Below are 21,943 nucleotides of genomic sequence, written 5' to 3'. Positions count from 1 at the left end.
GTTATCGTGTGTGTGTGTCTTGGATCGGGCGGCTCGTGTACTAGTACGTCGCGCGGCCGCCGGAAAGATCGAATATTGCGCCGGTGCTGAAACTGCAGGAATCCGAACAAAGCCATAGCGCGAGATCGGCGACCTCATCGACGGTGCCTAGACGCCCGAGCGGGCTTTTGTCGATCATCGTCTGCACGTGGGCGGGCGACATCTGCGCGAGCAACGGCGTTTGCACGGCGGCGGGCGCAATGCCGTTGACGAGAATGCCCGTTTGCGCGAGCTCCTTGCCAAGCGATTTGGTGAGCGCGATCACGCCGGCCTTCGCTGCGCTATAGGCGGATGCGTTCGGCGTGCCTTCCTTGCCCGCAAGCGATGCCACATTGACGATGCGCCCCGAACCCGCGCGGCGCATGGCGGGAACGACGTACCGGCAAACGTGATAGGTGCCTACCAGATTGACGTCGACAATGCGTTGCCATTCGGCGGGATCGTAAGCGTCGAGTGCAACGGTCGACCCGGCGAAGCCCGCGTTGTTCACGAGGTAGTCGACGCGCCCGAATTCGGCGAGCGTCGCGGCCAGTGCCGCTTCGATCGTTTCCGCTCGCGTGACGTCGGTTTCGATATGGCGGGGTGCATCTTTCGTATCGAGCGAGCCGGGCACGCGGTCCCAGTTGACCGTGCGCGCTCCACCGCGCGCGAACGCGTTGCAGATCGCGCGGCCTATCCCGCCCGCCGCGCCGGTGACGACGGCCACGCGCCCCGCGAAATCGTATTGCGCGCGGCTCATCGGATGAACTGGTCCACGTAATCCTCGCCAAGACCCACAGCCGCGTAATGCTTGCGGCACATGTCGATCTTCGTGAACACATCTTCATAGCCCGTGTAGTTGCCCCACGGATCGCAATAGAACATTACGCCGTTCACCTGGAAGTAGGTGATCATTTCCTCGACGTCTTCCGGCACGTAGAGCGTGTGCGTTTCACCGGGCGGCTCGAACACGTAGCTGCCTTCGGTCGCTTCCCAGTCGTGTTCCAGATAACGCCAGCGGCCCTTGAGCACCATGCCGTGAACGGCCTGTGGATGCCGGTGCCTGCTCAGGACACCTGACTTACGGACACGCAGCAAATTCATCCAGTAGCCCTGTGCGGTGTTCAGGCACAACGGGCGGAACCACACGTTTTCAGCCTGGGGAACCCACACGCGCTCGTCGGTGGGAATGGCGTGGGGAATGACGATTTCCTGCTGCGCTTCCTTGGGGAACGGAAGCTGATACGGCGTCATGGGCGAATAGGTTTTGTCCGTCATCAGTTGCTCTCGTTTGTCCATAATATGGACGTCAGGTCCACGATATGGTTCATTGTGCGGGAGGGATTTGATTTAGGTCAATGCCAGGGTTTCCCCGGGTTCGGTCGCCGCGCACTCAGAATTCGATGCCCTGCTTGTCGCAGAGCGCTTCGCTGAGCAGTCGCGCAGCAGGCGCGAGCGGCGCGCCTTTGCGCGTGACGAGTTCATAAGGCTCGCTGCGCGAAGCGAGGCGCAGCGGGAGGATGCACGCCATTTCCTGGCTGGCGAAGAACTGCGCGACGTCGATCGAAACCAGCGCGACGAACGACGGATTGCCTTGCAGCAACGCGAGCGTGGCGAACGCGGAGGTCGTTTCGAGCAGATGCATGGGAAAGCGGATTTCAGCCTCGCGAAACTCGCGTTCGAGCAACAGCCGCATTGGCATGTTTGCGCGGTAGACGACCCAGCGATACTTCTCCATGTCCTTGAGCGCGAGTTTCTTCGCGCGGCGCAACGGATGCCGCACGTTGGCGATGACGGCGAGCGTTTCGTCCTGAAGCTTGACGCTCTCGTAGTGCTGTGGCGTCTGGCTGACGGTGGTGCGGCAGATCGCGAGATCGAGCCTGCCCGCGTCGATCTGGGTGAGAAGCGCCGCGCTCGTGTCTTCGACGATTTCAACCGACATTTCCGGATGCGCCGCGATCAGCGTGGAAATCGCATCGGTCAGCAGCGGCACCGCGCCCATGATGACGCCAACCGCCACGCGTCCACCACGCCCGCGCGAGAGTCCAACCAACTCCTCGCGCAAATGCGTGAGATCGGTATGGATCAAGCGCGCGTAGCGGATCGTGCAGTGTCCCGCTTCGGTGGGCTCGAGTCCACGATTGGTGCGATTGAAGAGCGGTGTGCCGAACGTCGTTTCCATCTCCTGCAGCGCCTTGCTCGCACCTGGCTGAGTGAGTGCGACCTGTTGCGCGGCCTTCAGCAGCGAGCCGTGGTCGCCCAGTGCGATCAGGAGCCGGAGCTGCTTCGCATGGAGGCGGGAGATGATGGAATTGAGCGACGGGGTCATGGGGTTGAGGAAAAGTTATAGCTGTATCAAATCTTCTCAATTACCGCGTAATGGGCGTCTCCCTATACTGGCCCGAAACAATAGCACCATGTGGCTCTAATGCGGTAATCAAATTGCAGTCTCGAGCGATTGCTGCCGCAACAGTCGAATTCACTATAACTGAAGCTCAATCCTATGTCCCTCATCAACTACGTCACGCAGATTCAGTTCGATTTCGGCGCCATTCGCCTGCTCAAGGATGAATGCGAACGTGTGGGCATCAGCCGCCCTTTGATCGTCACGGACAAGGGAGTGCGTGCGGCGGGGATCATCGATAGCGTGCTTGGCGCGCTGGCAGACGTTGCGCCAGCAACGATATACGACGGCACGCCGCCCAATCCGAACGAGGCGGCAGTGCGCGAGGCCGTGGCGGCCTACCGCGCAGGCGAGTGCGACGGCATTGTCGCAGTGGGCGGCGGTTCGGCAATCGACCTTGCAAAAGGCGTGGCTGTTTGCGCCACGCACGAAGGGCCATTGCAGCGTTTTGCCGTAATCGAAGGCGGAGCGGCAAACATCACGGCGAAGACGGCCCCGGTCATCGCAGTGCCAACGACTGCGGGCACCGGCAGCGAAGTGGGACGCGGCGCGATCCTGATTCTCGACGATGGCCGCAAGGTCGGCGTGATTTCGCCTTATGTCGTGCCCCGTGTGGCGATTTGCGATCCCGAACTCACGCTAGGCTTGCCGCCGGTTATGACGGCGGCGACGGGAATGGACGCCATTGCCCATTGCATGGAGACCTTTCTCGCGCCCGCCTTCAATCCGCCTGCTGACGGCATTGCGCTGGACGGATTGTGGCGCGCGTGGCGTCATATCGAGCGCGCGACGCGCGACGGCGGCGACCGCGTGGCGCGCCTGAACATGATGAGCGCCTCGATGCAGGGCGCGCTGGCGTTCCAGAAGGGCTTGGGTTGCGTGCACAGCCTTAGCCATTCGCTCGGCGGCATCAATCCGCGTTTGCATCATGGCACGCTGAACGCTATTTTCCTGCCGGCTGTGCTGCGTTTCAACGAGCAAGCGCCATCGGTGCGTGACGAAGGCAAGCTCAACCGCCTGGCGACGGCGATGGGCTTAGGCAGCGGCGCCGAAGTGGCGCCCGCTGTGCGCGCGATAACCGAACGGCTCGGCTTGCCGACGGGCCTCGCGCAGCTTGGCGTGAACGCTGAGATGTTCCCCGCGATCATCAAGGGCGCGCTCAAGGATCACAGCCACAAGACCAATCCGCGCGAGGCCTCCGAAGACGACTACAGCGTCATGCTCGAATCATCGATGTAACGCGGCGCGGCCTCGGTCACGCTCGAGCGCGTGCCTCGGCGAGCATCTTGAGGCGATCGAGTCCCGCGCGGTACAGCACCTCGTAATGCCCGACGAGCGAAGTGGCCTGATGCGCATCGCGCGGCTCGAAATGGCTCGCCCATGTGACGGTCGTTTTGCCCGCGTCGATCTGCCGTGCAGATAGCGTCGCCACGTAGTTCGATACCGGATCGGGACCTTCGACGATCGTGTAGCGATAGAACGTGTCCGATGCGCTGTGCTCGAGCAACGCTTCGACAATGATCGCGCCGTCCATCGCTTCGAGGTGGCGAATGCGGCCACCATCCGAAAGCCGCGACGAGCGCACAAATTCGAGCCATGCGGGGAGGCCGTTGAAATCGCCGAGCGTCGCCCAGACCGACTCGACGGGCGCTGCGATTTCGATGGACACGCTAACGTTGGCCATAGTCTCTTTTTCCATGCGTCAGTTCCGCGGAGTCGGTGCGTTTGCGCTGATCACGCCTGCCGATTTGAGTTCGTCCCACAGCGCGGTGGGAATCGCGCTGTTCGCGAGAGCCAGATTCTCCGCAATGCGTTCGGGGCGGCTCGCGCCGGGAATCACGCCTGCCGCCGCGGGGTGTGCAAGCGAGAACGCCAGCGCGGCCGCTCGAATATCCACGCCGTAACGCGAGCAAATTGCCCTGATCTGTGCGACGCGATCGATCATCGCTTGCGGTGCCTTCTGGTATTCGTAATGCGTGCCGCCGGCGAGCAGGCCGGAATTATAAGGACCGCCAACGATAACGCCGAGTCCGCGCGCCTGAGCGGCGGGCATCAATTTTTCGAGCGCGCTGGCATGATCGAGCAGCGTGTAGCGGCCGGCGAGCAGGAAACCGTCGGGATCGGCGCGCTCGATCGCCAACACACACGGCTCGACGCGGTTCACTCCGAGCCCCCACGCCTTGATCACACCTTCGTCGCGCAGGCGCGTGAGCGCTTTCGCAGCGCCCGACATCGCGATGTCGAATACGTCGCGCCACGCTTCACCGTGGAAATCGACTGCCGGATCGTGAATCCAGACATAGTCGAGATGGTCGGTGCGCAATCGCTTGAGGCTGTCTTCGATCGAGCGCAACGTACCAGTTTCGGTGTAGTCGTAGACGATGCGGTTCGGCAGGCCGTGCTCGAACAGCCCGCCTTTTTCGCCCAGGTCGCGCGCCGTGGTGGACTCCACCTCGTCCAGAATGAGGCGGCCTACCTTGGTGCCGAGCCTGTACTCGTTGCGCGGGTGGCGCGCGAGCGCCTCACCGAGGCGCAGTTCTGCGAGTCCCGCGCCATAAAGCGGGGCCGCGTCGAAATAGCGAATACCGCTTTGCCAGGCGGCTTCAACGGTGGCGAGCGCTTCCGCTTCGGGAATCTCGCGGTACATGTTGCCGAGCGGAGCCGTGCCAAAGCCGATCCGCGAGGGAATGGTGATACGCATGGGTGTTCCTTCGAAATTTCAAAAAGTGCTGCTGACGCTTCAATCCCACTGTGCAGCGAGGCCATCCGGGCTCACTTCACGGCCGTTGCGTTCGAGCGCGGCGATCTGCGCCATGTCGTCGTCCGTGAGTTCCAGCGTTTGCGCGAGCAGGTTGCTGGCGAGGTTTTCGCGCTTCGTCGAAGAGGGGATGACGGAGTAGCGCAGGCGCAGCGCCCAGGCGAGCGCCACTTGCGCGGGCGTGGCGCGGCGCCGCTCGGCAATCGCGCGGATGACCGGATCGCCGAGCACCTTGCCGTAGGCGAGTGTCATATAGGAGGTTACGTGAATGCATTCTTGCTGGAGGAAGCCAACGAGCTTGCGGTTCTGCAGATACGGGCTCAACTCGATCTGGTTGGTCGCGATGTTTTCCTTGCCGACTACAGCAATTGCCTGCTTCGTGAGTTCGATATTGAAATTGGAAATGCCGATTTGCCTCGTCAACCCTTGCGATTTCGCCTCGGCCAGTGCGCTCATGAATTCTTCGAGCGGCACGCCGTTATTGGGCGCAGGCCAATGAATGAGCGTGAGATCGACTGCGTCGGTGCGCAGCTTCTTCAGGCTTTCCTTCAAGCTCGGAACCAGCTTTTCACGCGAGTAGTTGTCGACCCAGATCTTGGTCGTGAGAAAGAGATCGTCGCGGGCAATGCCGGAAGCGGCGATGGCTTCGCCGACTTCGGCTTCGTTGCCGTAGATCTGTGCGGTGTCGATGGCGCGGTAGCCGACTTCGAGGCCGTTACGCACGGAGTCGATGACAACCTGCCCTTGCAGGCGGAACGTGCCGAGGCCGAATGCGGGAATCTTGCTCATGATGCTCTCCATAAAAAAATTGGGTTACCTAAGCACTGACAATGATTTAGCGCGAACGCCGTTTCATGACGATCTGCACGACGACGAGCGCAATGCCGCCAAGCGCGATGAGCGCACCCACAACCGGCACCGCGCTGTAGCCGAAACCAGCAGAGAGTGCGGCACCGCCCGCGGCGGCGCCCAGCGCGTTGCCGAGATTGAACGCACCGACATTGACGGAAGAGGCGAGCCCTGGCGCATCGTGAGCGGCGCGCATCACGCGCATTTGCAGCGGCGGCACGACTGCGAACGTCGCGACGCCCCACAAGAGCAGTGCAGCGGCCGCGCCCACATGCGTGGCGGCGAGCGCCGGGAACGCCAGCATCACAACGATCAACAGCGCGAGGAAGCCAAGCAGCGTGCCGTCGAGCGAGCGGTCGGCGAGACGCCCGCCCGCCACATTGCCGATGGAAAAACCCACGCCGATCAGCACGAGCATGGCAGTCACGAAGCCGGGCGTCGCGCCCGTGAGATGCGTGAGCGTGGGGGTGACATAGGTGTAGAGCGTGAACATTGCGCCTGCGCCGAGCACCGTGGTCGCGAGCGCGCCGAGCACCACCGGGCGCGTGAGCACGCCGAGTTCGGCGCGAAGGTTGGGCATGTCGCCCGCCTCGCCTTTGGGTAACGCGGCCCACAGGCCTGCAATGGCGAGCCCGCCGAGCCCGGCGGTCGCCGCGAACGACATGCGCCAGCCTATGGTCTCGCCGAGCCACGTGGCCGCGGGTACGCCGCCGATGTTCGCGATGGTGAGGCCCATGAACATCGTCGCGACGGCACTTGCCTGGCGCTCGCGCGGCACAAAGCTCGCGGCCACCACCGAGCCAATGCCGAAGAACGCGCCGTGATTCAGGCTCGTGACGAGGCGCGCGAGCAGCAGCGTGGTGTAGTCGGGGGCGATGGCGGAAAGCAGGTTGCCGAGCGTGAAGATGCCCATCAGCGCCATGAGTGCGGTCCGTCGCGGCCAGCGGGCGAGCGCGAGCGTCATGAGCGGCGCGCCCACCATCACGCCAATCGCATAGGCGCTGATCAGCATGCCGGCGCTGGGAATCGACACATGCACGCCTTCGGCGATCACGGGCAGGAGGCCCATCGGCGAGAATTCGGTCGTGCCGATGCCGAACGCGCCAACGGCGAGGGCAAAGAGCGGTAGCGCGGCGCTGCGGCGCGCGGGCGGGACGGCGCAGCGCAGAGGGCGAGCCGTGGCGGGTAGACTGAGGTCGCGTTCGAGCATGGCGTCGTGGCCTGGTGGGCATTGGCAAGTTGGGACCGCTGCATTGTGCGGGTTTTACTTTTGACTAAAAACTGGTCTATAAACCAAAGTGTTTTGATTTCAAATCAAGAATGAAGATCACTCTGGACGAACTGCAGGCCTTTGCGACGGTGGTGGATAGCGGCTCCATCACGGCGGCGGCGCAACAACTGGATCTCACGGTGTCCGCCACGAGCAGGACGCTCGCGCGGCTGGAAGAAAAGCTGAAGACAACGCTGTTGCGCAGAACCACTCGGCGGCTGGAGCTCACGGAAGAGGGCAAGGCCTTCCTGCACAACGCGCGGGCCATCATCGAGTCGGTGGAGGGTGCCGAGGAGCAGATGCTCGCGCGGCGCGAGATGCCGGCGGGGCGATTGCGCGTGGATGCGGCATCGCCCTTCATGCTCCATGTGATCGTGCCGCTCGTGCAGGGCTATCGCGAGCGTTATCCGCAGGTAGAGCTGGAGCTGAACAGCAATGAGGGCATCATCGATCTGCTGGAGCGGCGCACCGATGTAGCGATCCGCATTGGCCGGCTCAAGGACTCCACGCTGCATAGCCGGTTGATCGGCAATAGCCGCGTGCGGGTGCTCGCGAGCCCGCAGTATCTGGCGGCACATGGGCGGCCCGCGCGGGTGGGGGATCTGGGCAAGCACACGCTGCTAGGTTTCACTCAGCCCGAAGCGCTTAACGTATGGCCGCTCACGGGCGCCGATGGCGAGCCGCAGCGCATTGAGCCGGACGTGTGGTCGTCGAGCGGCGAGACCTTGCGGCAACTCGCGCTCGTGGGCGTGGGTATCGTGTGTCTCTCGGACTTCATGACGGCGCGGGACCGCGCGAACGGCAGCCTCGTGCAGGTGCTCCCGCGCCAGACGCAGGACGTGCGGCAGCCTATTCACGCCGTGTATTACCGCAACACGGCGATTTCGGCGCGCATTGTGTCGTTCGTCGACTATCTGGTCGAGGCCGTGCGCGCCACGGAATTTGGCGGCCCGGCGCCGCGCCGGGGCGCGTGAATCGAATCAGGCGTTACCGCGGCTTCAAAACCGTGGTCATATATTCCGTGGCGAATTCGATCAACGCTTGCACGCGCAACGGCAGCCGCCTTTGCACGGGATAGACGATTTGCGCGGCGAGCGGTTTCGCCTGCCATTTCGGCAATACCCGCACGAGGCGGCCCGACATCAGATCCTCCTCGATCAGCCATTCCGGCAACACGGCGAGTCCCAGCCCCATGCGTGCGGCCTCGCGCATACTTGTGACCCCTTCCGAAATCATCACGGGCTCGATCTGCAGCGTATGCGTTGCTGCCCCCGAATACAGCGTGACATCTCTCGAACCGCCGAATTGCCGGCTCGAAAGTGCGATCCACGGTAAGGCTTGCAGACTTTCCGGCTTGCTGGCGAACTTGTGATCCTTGAGGAAGGCGGGCGACGCAACCGGATAGCGCCGGATCTCGCCCAGCGTGCGCGCAACGACGCGATCGTCAGCGAGCGCACCTGCAACGATACCGGCGTCGCAGCCCTCTTCGATCATATGCAGTGGGCGGTTCGAATATGCCAACTCCACTCTCACCGCCGGGTGCGCCTGGATAAAACTGCTGATCATCCGGCTGACCACGGACTGGCCAAAGTCGATCGTGGAGAACACGCGGATATTGCCGCTCAGTGCGCTCTGGTCCTGCCGCATGCGCTGTTCGGACTCCTCGGCTAGCGCGAGCAGCGCCTGCGCGTCGGCAAGGAACTGGTGGCCCATTTCCGTGAGGCTCATGCGGTGCGTGTCGCGCCGCAGCAGCGCTGCGCCGCATTGATCTTCGAGCGAACGCAACTGGCGGCTCAGCGTGGGCTGGCTCAGATTCAGCTTGCGCGCCGCCGCGGAGATGCTGCCGCTCTCCACGATGGCAACGAAGGCACGCAGCAGACTGAGGTCGTTGAAGATGGTCATACGCGGGGAGCATAACCGATATTCAGGCTATGCGGCTACCGTTGAGCGTTGCCTGGCGGGAAGATGCACCCATCGCATCACGTTGCACCACCCGCCCAACCGAAACGGAGCATCACCATGAGCACGCAAGCCAACAGCAGCAAAGTCGCGATCGTTACCGGCGCATCCCGCGGCATCGGCGCATCGATCGCCAGACGCCTCGCAGGTGAAGGCATCGCAGTCGTCGTCAACTACGCCGGCCGCGCGGCGGACGCCGACGCGGTCGTGGAGGAAATCAAGGCAGCCGGCGGCCGCGCCGCGGCGATTCAGGCAGACGTGGCCGCCCCCGCCCAGGTGGCCGCGATGTTCGACCAGGCCATTACGCTCTTTGGCGGCGTGGATATCGTGGTGAACAACGCGGGCGTCATGCAGCCGGGCCTCGTCAATCTGGCCGATACCGACGACGCACTGTTCGACCGGCTCGTCGCGATCAACCTCAAGGGCACCTTCAATACGCTGCGCATTGCCGCGAAGAAGCTGCGCCAGGGCGGCCGCATCGTCAACTTTTCGAGCAGCATCCAGGCGCTCGCGCTGCCGGGCTACTCGGTGTACGCCGCCACCAAGGCCGCCGTGGAAACGATGACAAACATCTTCGCCAAGGAACTGCGCGGCCGCAATATCACGGTTAATGCGGTCGCCCCGGGACCTACCGCGACCGAGCTGTTTCTCAAGGACAAGACGCCCGAGCAGATCGAGCGCCTTGCGAAGATGCCTCCGCTCGAGCGGCTCGGCCAGGCGGACGACATCGCGGAGGTGGTCTCGTTCCTCGTTGGCAGCGGCGCAAGCTGGATCGACGGTCAAACGATACGCGTGAACGGCGGCATTGTTTGATGTCCTGATCAAGTATTTCATGACGAACAAGGAGCCCATCATGAAGAAAGTCATTGTCGTTACCGGCGCATCGAGCGGTTTTGGTCGCCTTGCCGCCGAAGCACTCGCCAACGCCGGCCATACCGTCTACGCGTCCATGCGCGCGACCGCAGGGCGCAACGCCCCGGTTGTCGAGCAGATGGCGCAATTCTCGCGGGACAGGGGCACGGATCTGCGCACCGTCGAACTCGACGTGCAGTCGCAGGCGTCCGTGGATGAGGGCATCGCCCGCGTGATCGCCGAGAGTGGGCGTATCGACGTCATCGTCCACAACGCGGGCCACATGGCCTTCGGGCCGGCCGAAGCGTTCAGCCCGGAACAGTATGCGCACCTATACGATATCAACGTGCTGGGCACGCAGCGGGTGAACCGCGCGGTGCTGCCGCACATGCGCGAGCGGCGCGAGGGCCTGGTGGTGTGGCTGTCGAGCAGCAGTTCCGCAGGCGGCACGCCGCCTTTTCTCGCGCCGTATTTTGCGGCGAAGGCCGCGATGGATGCAATTGCAGTTCAGTATGCGCGAGAGCTTTCGCGCTGGGGCATCGAAACGTCGATCATCGTGCCGGGCGCTTTTACCGCGGGCACGAATCACTTTTCGCATGCGGGCAGTCCGGAAGACAAGGACGTGGTCGCAGCTTATGAAGCCGGCCCCTATGCAGGGTTTGGCGAGCAGATCCAGAAGGCGTTCGCCGCCATCGTGCCGCCAGAAGCCGACGTAGGCCTCGTGGCCGGGGCGATCGTTGAAGTGGTCGATGCCCCCTTCGGGAAGCGGCCGTTCCGGGTGCATGTCGACCCGACCCAGGACGGAGCGGACGTTGGCTTTGCCGTACTGGACCGCGTGAGAGCAGAGATGTTGCACCGCGTGGGCATGTCCGACCTGCTCGTGCCGCGAGAGCGTGGCGCGCTTATTCCGTGACGCGCTCCAGCGCCTCGAGTCCGCGCAACGCCGCTTCGAACTCCTCGACAGGAACAGGGCGGCAGAACAGATAGCCCTGATACGCGTAGCATCCCGCCGAGGCGAGGAAGGCGCGTTGCTCTTCAGTCTCCACGCCTTCGGCGATCACGCCGAGGCCCAGGCTGTGCGCGAGCGCCACGATGGTCCGCGCGATCACGGCATCGTTCGGATCGACGAGGACATCGCGCACGAATGAGCGGTCGATTTTCAGTTGATCGAGCGGCAGGCGCTTCAAATACGAAAGCGACGAATAGCCGGTGCCGAAATCGTCGAGCGCGAAGACGATGCCCTTTGCCTTCAGCGCTTCCATTTTCTCGATGATCTCCTGCACGTTGTCGACCAGCACGCTTTCCGTCAACTCCAGCTTCAGCCGGTCCGCTCTCGCACCGGTTCGTTCGAGCGTGGCCAGCACCCTTTCCACGAAGTCCGGTTGGTGAAGCTGCTGCACGCTCACGTTGACCGCTATAGTGAGATGCGCGGTGTCGGGTTGCATGGCCCAGCGCGCCAACTGGGTGCAGGCTGCGCGCAGAACCCAACTGCCCAGCTCGGCAATGAGGCCGGTTTCTTCGGCCACGGGAATGAAGTCGGCCGGGTACACGAGCCCGCGTGCGGGATGACGCCAGCGCACCAGCGCCTCGACGCCGGTTACGCGGTCGCGGTCGATCTGCATCTGGTAGTGCAGCACGAACTGTTCGTGTTCGATCGCTTCGCGCAGCGCCGCCTCCAGCGCTGCGCGTTCCACGACGACGGTTTGCATGTCGGGGTCGAAGAGGCGCACCGCGTTGCGTCCGCGTTCCTTGGACTTGTACATGGCGAGATCGGCCTGCTTCATGAGGTCGTCCGTCGATGCCTGGAAGCCCTTGAATACCGTTGCACCGATGCTGGCCGTGCTGCGGTAGTCGATATCGTCGAGTCGATAAGGATTCCCGAGCACCGCGAGAATCCGCTCTCCGAGGGCCTCGGTTTGGCGGGCTGCTTCACAGGGAACGGGATTCAGATTGCCCACCACGACGACGAACTCGTCGCCGCCCACGCGCGCCACAGTGTCGCCTGCGGGTATGCTCGCCGCGAGGCGCTTCGCCACCTCCTGCAACAGCAGGTCGCCCTTGTCGTGGCCGAGCGTGTCGTTGAGCGTCTTGAAGTGGTCCAGATCGATGAACAGCAGGGCGCCGCTCGTGCCGTTCGTCGCGCTGTCGGTAATGGCGTCCTTCAGGTTGTCGAGCAGCAGCGTGCGATTGGGCAGGCCGGTGAGCGCGTCGTAGAAGGCCAGTTCCTTGATGCGCTGGTCGGCGATCTTGCGCTCGGTGATGTCGCGCCCGCTCGTGCGAAAACCAATGAAAGCGCCCTTGGTGTCGGTGATCGGCACCCACGATGCGGAGAGCCACATGAGCGAGCCATCCTTGCGCACGCAACGAAACTCCAGGTTCTCGCCACGTGAGCCCAGTTGCGCGCCGCGAAACTCGGGCGCGACGTAGGAGGCGTCGCCCGGATAGATCACGGTGCAGGCGAAATCGCTCATGGCCATACATTCTTCGACCGTATAACCGATGTACTGCTCCACCGCCGAGTTGATCCAGCGCGGCTTGCCTTCCGGCGACCACCAGATTTCCCAGTTCACGGTGCAGTCCGCAATGGCGCGGAATTTCTCCTCGCTTTCTCGCAGTTCCTTCGTCATCGACGAGGCCAGCCGTATCGCGCGGCTGCGGCCCGTCATCATGAGGCGTGTGAGCAGCGCGAGCAGCAGGCTCAGACCCGTGCCGGTGATGGCGATGAGCGTGGCAGCGTCGCGGCCGAAGCGGGCCTTGAAGCCGTCGCGCGCCATCAGCTTGAGCATCCAGTCGTGTCCGCAAACTACGAGATATTCTGTCGCCGAGAGGTCGCCAGGTACGTGAAGGGCGGTGGCGCCCGACGTTCTGTAGAGCAGCGCATCCGGCGATGATTCCACGCCGTCGTAAATGGAAACCGAGAGGCCGGGCGGCTCCTCGCCGTAAAGACTGGCGATGACGTCGTGCATGCGGAAGGACGCATACACCCAGCCAGCTAGCTGCGCCTGGCGCTCAGTGGCGTTCTCCGGCGTTTGGCCGCGCGCATAGACCGGCATGTACATCACGAAGCCGGGATCGGCGCCGGGATCGGTGTCCACCGAAAGGCGCACCTTGCCAGAAATGGTCGCCATGCCGGTGTCGCGCGCCTGTTCCATGGCGCGCCGGCGCACCGGGTCAACCCAGGCGTCGAACCCGGGAGCCGCGCGATTGGCGCCGATATACGGCTCGCGCTGGATGATGGGCGCGTAGTTCGGGCGCGCGCCATCGGGGTCGATCGAGTAGCCCGGCAGCCCGCGCTGTTGCATGGCCGCGATATGCGCTGTCTTTTGCGTTTGCGGCACCCACGCGATGATGCCGATGGCCTGGATGCCCGAAAAGTTGGCGTCGAGATTGAGCGTGTTGACGTAAGCCCGGAATGCGTCGCGGTCGACCTCGCCACTCGCGGCGAACAGGCTCTGCACGCCGCGCAGCAAAAGCTCGTACGTGCCCATGCGCTGTTCGATGCGGCTCACGACGTCGCCGAGCGAAAAGTCGAACTGCGTGAGCAGTTCGTGGCGGGCCGCTTCCCGCTCGTGGTTCCAGAGCGCCCACGTCACGCCGAGCGCGGCGGCGAGAACCAGTAGCGGGAGCAGAACGAGGCGCGTCCGGGTCATGGTGGCGTCTAGAAGGGGACCATCGAGTCAGCGAGGTCAGGCTTGAAGTACTTCGTGAAGATACGGCGCACCGTGCCGTCGGCGATCATTTCGTTGACGAGGGCGCGCCACTTGTCACGCTCCTCGGGCGAGAGCGCCTTCTTCGACATGATGAGTCCATGCGGAATGGCTGGATCGTCGAACTCCACGATATTGGTCACGCTCCGAATCTTCGCTTCATCGATAGCGGGATAATCAAACGGCTCGATGATCATTCCCTGAATGCGCCCGAGAATCAGCGCCTGGTAAAGCGGTTCCAGGCCGCCGGCCTGACTCACGCGGTTTTCGGCGGAGAGGGAGTCGACCAGCCGGTTGGCCGACTCGCTGTAGCGGAAGCTGCGAATCACGCCGAGCTGAAACTTGTCGTTGTGCTCGAAATCGGCCAGTTGATGGATGCCCGAATCCTTGCGAACCAGCAGATAGTACTTGTTGCTGAAGTACCAGGCAAAATCCGCGTATTGATTGCGCTCTTCGTTGGCAATACCCGAAAGACTGAAATCGAGCGCGCCCGATTCGATGAGTTTCCAGATGCGTGCGCGCGACATCAGGCTCACACGGATCTGGCAGCCGCTGCGCCGCGCCAATGCGTCGGCGAAGTCCTTGTCGATGCCCGTGTCCGTGTCGACCGAGTAAAGCAGCCCATGATCGTGTAAGGCGAGCGTAAATGAGCGCGAGCAGTCGGGGCCCGCGGCAACGGCGGTGCCAAGACAGCCGAGCGCCAGCAGCAGGCCTCCAAGGCAGTGTCGAATCACAGGGTCTCCATGGCTTGATAGTGGCCCGATGGCAGTGTATCGGGCGGAAAACAGTGTTCACGGCTTATCGGCAGCGTGCTGAAATTCTTTAGGCACTTCCCATTGTTTATTTTGTACGCTTTTTGTGCAAGAACTGGGGTGTCCAGCAAGGCTGACTGGTCCGGCTGGCCGGACTGTGCAGGGCAAAAAAAAGCGCCGGCGCAAGGCCGACGCAATTTTTAGAACGGGATCGTGTAAGGAAGGTCCAGCCAGAAGGTGGCCTTCGCAACGGATGTTTTAGCTGATTCGCATAGCGCGCCGTGATTCCCTCAGTTTTCTTCCACCGGGTCCCGGTTCAGCATGCTTTTCGGAATCGACAGAATCAAAACGCAACTCACGAGCAAACAGGCGCCCAGCGCATAGGTGCCGTTATTGATGTCGCCGGTCAGGTCCTTCGCCACACTGGTGATCATGGAGCCCGTGAAGCCGGACAGATTGCCCACCGAGTTGATGAGCGCAATACCGGCCGCCGCGGCGGTGCCCGAGAGAATCTGCCCCGGGAAGGTCCAGTAGATCGGCATGAGCCCAAGGATCGCGCAGGTGGAAATAGTCAGGAATACGATGGAAAGCGGCACGTTGTGCGCGAACAATGCGCTCAGAATCAGGCCGACGCCGCCAATACAGGCCGGAATGGCCGCATGCAGCCGGCGCTCGCCCGTCTTGCGGGAGTGCGATGCATTCCAGATCATGGCCACCACCGCGCTGAGATAGGGAATGGCGGTCAGCAAGCCGATATTGAACGTGCTCTTCACACCGGAAGCCTTGATGATGGAAGGCAGCCAGAACGCCAATCCATAGAAGCCGGTATTGAAGGTGAGAAGAATGAACGTCAGCAGCCAGACGCGCGGGCTTTTCAGCGCCGCCACGGCGCTATGCGTTTTCGTCCCGCTTTCCTGTTCGAGATTCTTCTGCAGCACCGCCTTTTCGGCGGCGCTCAGCCATTTCGCCGACTGAATGCCGTCGCCCATGCGCAACAGCACGACGAAGGCGACGAGAATCGAAGGAATGCCTTCGAGCAGCAGCATCCACTGCCAGCCGCCGAGGCCAAACAGGCCGTGCGTGTTTTCCATGAGCCACCCCGAGATGATCCCGCCGAGCGTGAGGCTCACCGGAATGGCGATCAGGAACCCCGACATCGCGACGCTCTGGCGGCGCGCCGGAAACCAGTAGTTCAGGTAAAGAATGATGCCGGGGAAAAAGCCCGCTTCGCACACGCCGAGCAGAAACCGGAGGATGTAGAACATCGTCGAGGTCTGCACGTGGAAGAAACTCGCGAGCGGCGCGATAAACGCAAGCGACGAAGAAACGATGCCCCATGTCACCATGATGCGCGCGATCCAGAAACGCGCGCCATAGCGGTGAAGGAGCAGGTTGCTCGGCATTTCAAAGAGGAAGTATCCCCAGAAGAATATGCTCGCGCCCACGGCGTAGACGCTGTCGCTCAGGCCCAGCGAATCCAGCATCTGCAGTTTGGCGAAGCCGACGTTCACGCGGTCGAGATAGGCGACGACGTAGCACAGAAGCAAAAGCGGCAAAATACGCTTCAATACCTTGCGGTACAAGAGATCTTCGGCTTCACTGGCGGCGGCCGGTGAGTCCGCAATCTGGGTCAGGGTTGGCATGGGATGCGTCTCCTTTCACATATGCCTTTGATCGGTCCCGCGCAAGGGGAGGCTATTTCCACGAAGTTCGTGGTGTGTTTGCTGGATCTCGGCGCTGTCGGTGAACAACGCGCTGTCTTGTTATCGGTAACACTGCGGGCGCTAAATTAGCACGGCAGGGCGTGCCAGGGCAAGCCGGACGACTTCGGTCGGGGCGGCCGGGGCCACGCCTTAGCCGGGAAAACGCGTGGTCTCACCTGGTGCACAGCGCGAACGCAAAGTGCTAATATCCAGAAATGTTACCGATAACAATTCGGTGCGGGCGCAAATATGCGCCGGCGACATCGTCGAGACACGAAATAACGGAGTAAGTGATATGACCCAGCCCAATGCACGGCGCCTGCGCAGCCAGGAATGGTTCGATGATCCGGCCCATGCGGACATGACCGCGCTGTATGTCGAGCGCTTCATGAACTACGGTCTGACCCGCGAAGAACTGCAATCGGGGCGCCCCATCATCGGCATTGCGCAAACGGGGAGCGATCTCGCCCCCTGCAATCGCCACCACATCGAACTCGCCGCGCGCACGAAGGCGGGCATTCGGGACGCGGGCGGCATCCCGATGGAATTTCCGGTGCATCCGCTTGCCGAGCAGAGCCGCCGGCCCACGGCGGCGCTCGACCGTAACCTGGCCTATCTGGGCCTGGTCGAGATCCTGCATGGTTTCCCGCTCGACGGCGTCGTGCTGACCACGGGCTGCGACAAGACCACGCCTGCGTGCCTGATGGCCGCCGCAACGGTCGATATGCCCGCCATCGTGCTGTCGGGCGGACCGATGCTCGACGGCTGGCATAACGGCCAGCGCGTCGGCTCGGGCACGGTCATCTGGCATGCGCGCAACCTGCTGGCGGCCGGTGAAATCGACTATGAGGGCTTCATGGAACTGACGACGGCTTCGTCGCCCTCCATCGGCCACTGCAACACCATGGGCACGGCGCTGTCGATGAACAGCCTTGCCGAAGCGCTCGGCATGTCGCTGCCCGGCTGCGCCAGCATTCCGGCGGCGTACCGCGAGCGCGGCCAGATGGCGTACGCAACGGGCAAGCGCATTGTCGACCTGGTGCGCTACGACATGCGCCCTTCGCGCATCATGACGAAAGAGGCGTTTGAGAACGCCATCGTCGTGGCCTCCGCGCTGGGTGCGTCCACCAATTGTCCGCCGCACCTCATCGCCATCGCGCGGCACATGGGCATCGAGCTGAGCCTCGAAGACTGGCAACGCGTTGGCGAAAAGGTGCCGCTCATCGTCAACTGCATGCCGGCGGGCGAGTATCTTGGCGAAAGTTTCCACCGCGCGGGCGGCGTGCCTGGCGTCCTGCGCGAACTCGATCGCGCAGGCCTCGTGCATCGTGAATGCCTCACGGTATCGGGCCGAACCATTGGCGCCATTGCCGACAGCACGCCCGAGCCCGATCGCGAAGTCATCAGGACAACGGAAGATCCGCTCAAGCATGGCGCGGGCTTCATGGTCCTTTCGGGCAACTTCTTCGACAGCGCGATCATGAAGATGTCGGTGGTCGGCGACGCCTTCCGGCAAACCTACTTGAGCGAGCCGGGCGCGGAGAATACCTTCGAGGCGCGCGCGATCGTGTTCGACGGTCCCGAGGACTACCACGCGCGCATCAACGACCCGTCGCTCGAAATCGACCAGCACTGCATTCTCGTGATTCGCGGCACGGGCACGGTGGGCTATCCGGGCAGCGCCGAAGTGGTGAACATGGCGCCGCCGGCGGAACTGGTGCGCAAGGGCATCACGTCGCTGCCTACGCTCGGCGATGGCCGCCAGAGCGGCACGTCGGCAAGCCCGTCGATCTTGAACATGTCGCCTGAGGCGGCGGTGGGGGGCGGTCTCGCGCTGCTGCAAACGGGCGATCGCATTCGCGTGGACCTGAACGCGCGCAGCGTGAACGTGCTGGTCGACGAGGCCGAGCTTGCGCGGCGCCGCGAAACTGCGCACTTCGAAGTTCCGCCTGCACAAACGCCGTGGCAGGAGTTGTACCGCAAGACGGTGGGGCAACTGTCCACGGGCGGATGCCTCGAGCCCGCCACGCTTTATCTGAAAGTCATTGCCGAGCGTGGCAACCCGCGCCATTCACATTAATCACTAAACACCGGACTGAACTGGAGGCAGCATGACCTCGAACACCCCATCAAACTGGCTTCCCGGCGACGTCGGGCAGGCGTTGCTCGTTGGCCGCGTGTGGCGCAAGGCAGGCGAGCACGAAGGCCCGTGCGTCGTGCTCGTTCGCAACGGCGAAGTCATCGACATCACGGCCAGCGCGCCGACGACCGCAGACCTTTTCGACCGCGAAGACGTCGCGCAATTTGCGCGTACCGTGAGCGGTGAATCGCTCGGCCCGGTGGAGAAACTGATCGAAGCGAATCTGCCAGGCAGCCCGGCGAGCGCGCTGCGTCTGCTCGCGCCCAACGACGTTCAAGCTATCAAGGCATGCGGCGTGACGTTCGCGGTGAGCCTGATCGAGCGCGTGATCGAGGAGCAGGCGGGCGGCGACCCCGCGAAGGCACAGGAAGTTCGCGAGACAATCGCGGCCACGATCGGCACCGATCTCTCGAAGATCAAGCCGGGCTCGGAAGAAGCGATGAAGCTCAAGGCGGAACTCGAACGGCGCGGGGCGTGGTCGCAGTACATGGAAGTGGGCATTGGACCCGACGCGGAAGTCTTTTCGAAGTCTCAACCCATGTCGGCTGTGGGCTTTGGCGCGGACGTCGGCTTGCTGGCCGCATCGGTCTGGAACAACCCCGAGCCGGAAATCGTTCTGGCCGTGAACAGCCGCGGCGAGATCGTCGGCGCAACGCTCGGCAACGACGTGAATCTGCGCGACATCGAAGGCCGCTCGGCGCTGCTGCTCGGCAAGTGCAAGGACAATAACGCCTCGTGTGCGATCGGTCCGTTCGTGCGTCTGTTCGACGAGTCGTTCAACCTCGACACGGTGCGCAAGACGAGCGTCGCGCTGCGCGTGGAAGGTGCGGACGATGACTTCGTTCTGGAGGGCATCAGCCACATGAGCGAAATCAGCCGCGACCCGGCCGACCTCGTGGCGCAAACGTGGGGCCCTCATCATCAGTATCCCGACGGCTTCATGCTCTTTCTCGGCACGATGTTCTCGCCGATCAAGGACCGCGATACGGCTGGCGGCGGCTTTACGCATCATCTCGGCGACAAGGTCACCATCTCCGCGCCGGAACTCGGCGCGCTGATCAACACCGTGCAATTGAGCACGGCACTCGCGCCGTGGACCTTCGGCGTGCGCGCGCTTTATCGCAATCTGGCTTCGCGCGGATTGCTGTGAGCCACTGAACCAGGAAACACCATGAACAAGTTCGACAATTACATCGGCGGCGAATGGGTACGCGGCGCCACGGCCTCCACCAACGTCAATCCGTCCAATCTCGACGACGCAATCGGCGAATTCGCGCAGGCAGATGACGCGCAGACGCGCAACGCCATCACCGCCGCGCGCGAAGCCTTCGCGCAGTGGTCGCTTTCGACGCCGCAGCAGCGCTTCGACCTGCTCGACCAGGTGGGAAGCGTCATTCTCGCGCGCAAGGCCGAGTTGGGCCGCCTGCTCGCGCGCGAAGAGGGCAAGACGCTGCCTGAGGCCATCGGCGAAGTTGGCCGCGCCGCGCAGATCTTCAAGTTCTTCGCCGGCGAGGCGCTGCGCCTGGGCGGCGAGATCGTGCCGTCGGTGCGCCCGGGCATGACCGTCGAGGTGACGCGCGAGCCGATCGGCGTGATCGGGCTCATCACGCCCTGGAACTTTCCGATCGCCATTCCCGCCTGGAAGATCGCCCCTGCGCTGGCCTATGGCAACACGGTCGTCATCAAGCCCGCCGATCTCGTGCCGGCGAGCACGTGGGAACTCGTGAAGATCATTGCTGAGGCGGGCGCGCCGGCCGGCGTCATCAACCTCGTGATGGGGCGCGGCTCGGTGGTGGGCGAGGCAATCGTCAGCTCTCCTGATGTCGACGCCGTGAGTTTCACCGGCTCGGTCGCGACGGGCCGCGCGATTGGCGCGAAGTGCTTTGCCACGGGCAAGAAGTTCCAGCTTGAGATGGGCGGCAAGAATCCCATGGTCGTGCTCGACGACGCCAATCTCGACGTGGCCGTGGAAGCCTGCATCAACGGTGCATTCTTCTCTACGGGGCAGCGTTGCACGGCGTCGAGCCGACTGATCGTGACCGAAGGCATTCACGACCGTTTCATCGAAGCGATGAAGGCCCGCATGAAGACGCTCAAGACGGGCGACGCGCTGGCGGACGGCACGCACATCGGGCCCGTTGTCGACGACAAGCAGCTTCAGCAGGACGAGCGCTATATCGCGATTGCGCGCGAAGAGGGTGGCGAAGTGTACGGCGGCGAGCGTGTCGAAGGCGCCACCCGCGGCTATTTCCTCGCCCCCGCGCTCATCACCGGCACGACTTCGGAAATGCGCATCAACCGCGAAGAGGTATTTGGCCCTGTCGCCTCGGTCATCAAGGTGAAGGACTATCACGAGGCGCTGGCCGTGGCGAACGACACGGAGTTCGGTTTGTCGGCGGGCATCTGCACGACGTCGCTCAGCTATGCCAACCATTTCCGACGCCACGTGCAGGCCGGCATGGTCATGGTGAACACCGCAACGGCGGGCGTGGACTATCACGTTCCGTTTGGTGGCCGCAAGGGTTCGAGCTACGGTCCGCGCGAACAAGGCAGCTATGCGCGCGAGTTCTACACCACGGTCAAGACTTCGTACGTGAATCCGGGCGCAGTCTGATGCCGCACGGGCGGTGCGCAGCAGGCACCGCCCGCGCCGACTTTCAGCTCATTGCGTGCGACACGGAGTGGGCGAGTTGCAGCAGGTCGTCGAACTGCGTGACGAGTTCGAAACACACGAGAAATGCGATTGCGGCGGCCGGCCCGGGAAAGCGCGTCATCAGGCGCAGAGCGGGCTCGGCGGTTCGCTTCCTGATGGCGTCGCGCGTCATCAGCCAGGTAATCACCACGCCGATTACGGCGCCCGCGATCAGATCCGTGGGGTAGTGATAGCCGAGATACGCACGCGGCAGGCAGATGATTAGTACCACATATAAAATCGCCAGCGCACCGACGAAACGCCATACAAGGAAGATCCCCATTGCAATCGCCACCCACAGCATGGCGTGATCGCTTGGGAACGAACTGAAGTCGGTCAGCCCGGCTGCCCGCAAGGACGACGAGGCGAAATGCAGATGCAGATCAGGATTGAAAATCGGCCGTTGCCGGAACGGCAGAAAGCGCGCGAGGAGGCGGCCCGCTGCCAGCGCGATCAGGCCGCTGGCCACCGTGGCGATCATCATCTCGCGCCGCCACTCGCGCCGCTCGCTCGGCTGGAACCAGATCCACACGATGAACGGGATGAGGAAATAACCTTTGAACGTATACAGTCCCGCCATCACCCGGATCGCGTGGTTGAGCAGTGGCGGCAGATCGAGTTGGGTGAGCGCTCCCAGAATGACGACATCGAAGCTGTTCATTGATTGTGGGCTATTCCGCAGACGTTATTTACGAATGAGAAAGGCGGCCTGAAACGGAGGTCCCCGGCCGCCTTGGTGCCCGATATGTTAGGCGTCAGCAATCGTAAGTTTTAACCCGCCGCGCATAGGTAAAGAATCGAAAGCAAGTGTAAATGGCGCTTGCTCGCGTGCTGATTGC

At 63.0% G+C, this 21,943-nt stretch carries 19 protein-coding genes; 7 read left to right on the top strand and 12 right to left on the bottom strand.

Annotation, left to right across the window (positions count from 1 at the left end; genetic code table 11):
* Positions 1-40: 40 nt before the first annotated feature.
* The 3 genes from L0U83_RS27560 to L0U83_RS27550 form a co-directional block, all read right to left on the bottom strand.
* Positions 41-778, bottom strand: a complete 738-nt coding sequence (locus L0U83_RS27560) for an SDR family NAD(P)-dependent oxidoreductase (RefSeq protein ID WP_233887315.1) — start codon at positions 776-778, stop codon at positions 41-43.
* Positions 775-1,296, bottom strand: a complete 522-nt coding sequence (locus L0U83_RS27555) for a 2,4'-dihydroxyacetophenone dioxygenase family protein (RefSeq protein ID WP_133181145.1) — start codon at positions 1,294-1,296, stop codon at positions 775-777. Before L0U83_RS27555 ends, L0U83_RS27560 begins: the two co-directional genes overlap by 4 nt.
* A gap of 115 nt (positions 1,297-1,411) precedes the next feature.
* On the bottom strand, positions 1,412-2,347 hold the full coding sequence (locus tag L0U83_RS27550; protein ID WP_233887314.1) for a LysR family transcriptional regulator: 936 nt from the start codon (positions 2,345-2,347) through the stop codon (positions 1,412-1,414).
* 174 nt (positions 2,348-2,521) lie between these two features.
* Between L0U83_RS27550 and gbd the strand changes: the two genes are divergently transcribed.
* On the top strand, positions 2,522-3,661 hold the full coding sequence (gbd, locus tag L0U83_RS27545) for a 4-hydroxybutyrate dehydrogenase (RefSeq protein WP_233887313.1): 1,140 nt from the start codon (positions 2,522-2,524) through the stop codon (positions 3,659-3,661).
* A 16-nt stretch (positions 3,662-3,677) separates the two neighbouring features.
* On the opposite strand, the gene L0U83_RS27540 is transcribed toward gbd, so the two are convergent.
* From L0U83_RS27540 to L0U83_RS27525, 4 genes are read right to left on the bottom strand one after another with little or no spacing between them, the layout of a single operon-like run.
* Positions 3,678-4,121 carry an SRPBCC family protein gene (locus tag L0U83_RS27540; RefSeq protein ID WP_233887312.1) on the bottom strand — a complete coding sequence of 148 codons (444 nt, stop codon included), beginning with the start codon at positions 4,119-4,121 and terminating at the stop codon, positions 3,678-3,680.
* A gap of 3 nt (positions 4,122-4,124) precedes the next feature.
* Positions 4,125-5,123, bottom strand: a complete 999-nt coding sequence (locus L0U83_RS27535; RefSeq protein WP_233887311.1) for an aldo/keto reductase — start codon at positions 5,121-5,123, stop codon at positions 4,125-4,127.
* A 39-nt stretch (positions 5,124-5,162) separates the two neighbouring features.
* Positions 5,163-5,969 (bottom strand): 2,5-didehydrogluconate reductase DkgB, encoded by an 807-nt coding sequence (gene dkgB, locus L0U83_RS27530; RefSeq protein WP_233887310.1) that lies wholly within the window; start codon positions 5,967-5,969, stop codon positions 5,163-5,165.
* A 46-nt stretch (positions 5,970-6,015) separates the two neighbouring features.
* Positions 6,016-7,239: an MFS transporter gene (locus L0U83_RS27525; RefSeq protein ID WP_233887309.1), complete on the bottom strand. Its 1,224-nt coding sequence runs from the start codon at positions 7,237-7,239 to the stop codon at positions 6,016-6,018.
* Between the two features lie 110 nt (positions 7,240-7,349).
* Between L0U83_RS27525 and L0U83_RS27520 the strand changes: the two genes are divergently transcribed.
* On the top strand, positions 7,350-8,273 hold the full coding sequence (locus L0U83_RS27520) for a LysR substrate-binding domain-containing protein (RefSeq protein WP_233887308.1): 924 nt from the start codon (positions 7,350-7,352) through the stop codon (positions 8,271-8,273).
* A 13-nt stretch (positions 8,274-8,286) separates the two neighbouring features.
* On the opposite strand, the gene L0U83_RS27515 is transcribed toward L0U83_RS27520, so the two are convergent.
* Positions 8,287-9,201 (bottom strand): LysR family transcriptional regulator, encoded by a 915-nt coding sequence (locus L0U83_RS27515; protein WP_233887307.1) that lies wholly within the window; start codon positions 9,199-9,201, stop codon positions 8,287-8,289.
* A 117-nt stretch (positions 9,202-9,318) separates the two neighbouring features.
* Here L0U83_RS27515 and L0U83_RS27510 point away from each other — a divergent pair, with 117 nt between their 5' ends.
* Both L0U83_RS27510 and L0U83_RS27505 read left to right on the top strand, forming a co-directional pair.
* Positions 9,319-10,071, top strand: coding sequence for an SDR family oxidoreductase (locus L0U83_RS27510; RefSeq protein WP_233887306.1), 753 nt, complete (start codon positions 9,319-9,321; stop codon positions 10,069-10,071).
* 40 nt (positions 10,072-10,111) lie between these two features.
* Complete coding sequence (locus L0U83_RS27505; protein ID WP_233887305.1) at positions 10,112-11,023, top strand: SDR family NAD(P)-dependent oxidoreductase; 912 nt, start codon at positions 10,112-10,114, stop codon at positions 11,021-11,023.
* Here L0U83_RS27505 and L0U83_RS27500 read toward each other — a convergent pair.
* The 3 genes from L0U83_RS27500 to L0U83_RS27490 form a co-directional block, all read right to left on the bottom strand.
* A complete protein-coding gene (locus L0U83_RS27500; protein WP_233887304.1) occupies positions 11,013-13,760 on the bottom strand; it encodes a bifunctional diguanylate cyclase/phosphodiesterase in 2,748 nt (915 codons plus the stop codon). The two genes, L0U83_RS27505 and L0U83_RS27500, sit on opposite strands and share 11 nt — an antisense overlap.
* Before the next feature lie 8 nt (positions 13,761-13,768).
* Entirely contained in the window at positions 13,769-14,551 is a 783-nt protein-coding gene (locus L0U83_RS27495; protein ID WP_233887303.1) for a substrate-binding periplasmic protein, read from the bottom strand.
* Between the two features lie 308 nt (positions 14,552-14,859).
* Complete coding sequence (locus L0U83_RS27490; RefSeq protein WP_233887302.1) at positions 14,860-16,212, bottom strand: MFS transporter; 1,353 nt, start codon at positions 16,210-16,212, stop codon at positions 14,860-14,862.
* A 355-nt stretch (positions 16,213-16,567) separates the two neighbouring features.
* Here L0U83_RS27490 and L0U83_RS27485 point away from each other — a divergent pair, with 355 nt between their 5' ends.
* From L0U83_RS27485 to L0U83_RS27475, 3 genes are read left to right on the top strand one after another with little or no spacing between them, the layout of a single operon-like run.
* A complete protein-coding gene (locus tag L0U83_RS27485; protein ID WP_233887301.1) occupies positions 16,568-18,352 on the top strand; it encodes an IlvD/Edd family dehydratase in 1,785 nt (594 codons plus the stop codon).
* Positions 18,353-18,383: 31 nt separating this feature from the next.
* Entirely contained in the window at positions 18,384-19,562 is a 1,179-nt protein-coding gene (locus tag L0U83_RS27480) for a fumarylacetoacetate hydrolase family protein (protein ID WP_233887300.1), read from the top strand.
* A 21-nt stretch (positions 19,563-19,583) separates the two neighbouring features.
* Positions 19,584-21,026, top strand: a complete 1,443-nt coding sequence (locus L0U83_RS27475; protein ID WP_233887299.1) for an aldehyde dehydrogenase family protein — start codon at positions 19,584-19,586, stop codon at positions 21,024-21,026.
* Between the two features lie 43 nt (positions 21,027-21,069).
* Here the strand turns inward: L0U83_RS27475 and L0U83_RS27470 are convergent, their stop codons facing one another.
* Positions 21,070-21,765 carry a phosphatase PAP2 family protein gene (locus L0U83_RS27470; protein WP_233887298.1) on the bottom strand — a complete coding sequence of 232 codons (696 nt, stop codon included), beginning with the start codon at positions 21,763-21,765 and terminating at the stop codon, positions 21,070-21,072.
* Between the last annotated feature and the right edge of the window lie 178 nt (positions 21,766-21,943).

This window comes from Paraburkholderia flagellata (assembly GCF_021390645.1).
Lineage (GTDB): Bacteria > Pseudomonadota > Gammaproteobacteria > Burkholderiales > Burkholderiaceae > Paraburkholderia > Paraburkholderia flagellata.
Note: the sequence above shows the minus strand (reverse complement) of the source record. Positions and strands in the feature narration are given on the sequence as shown.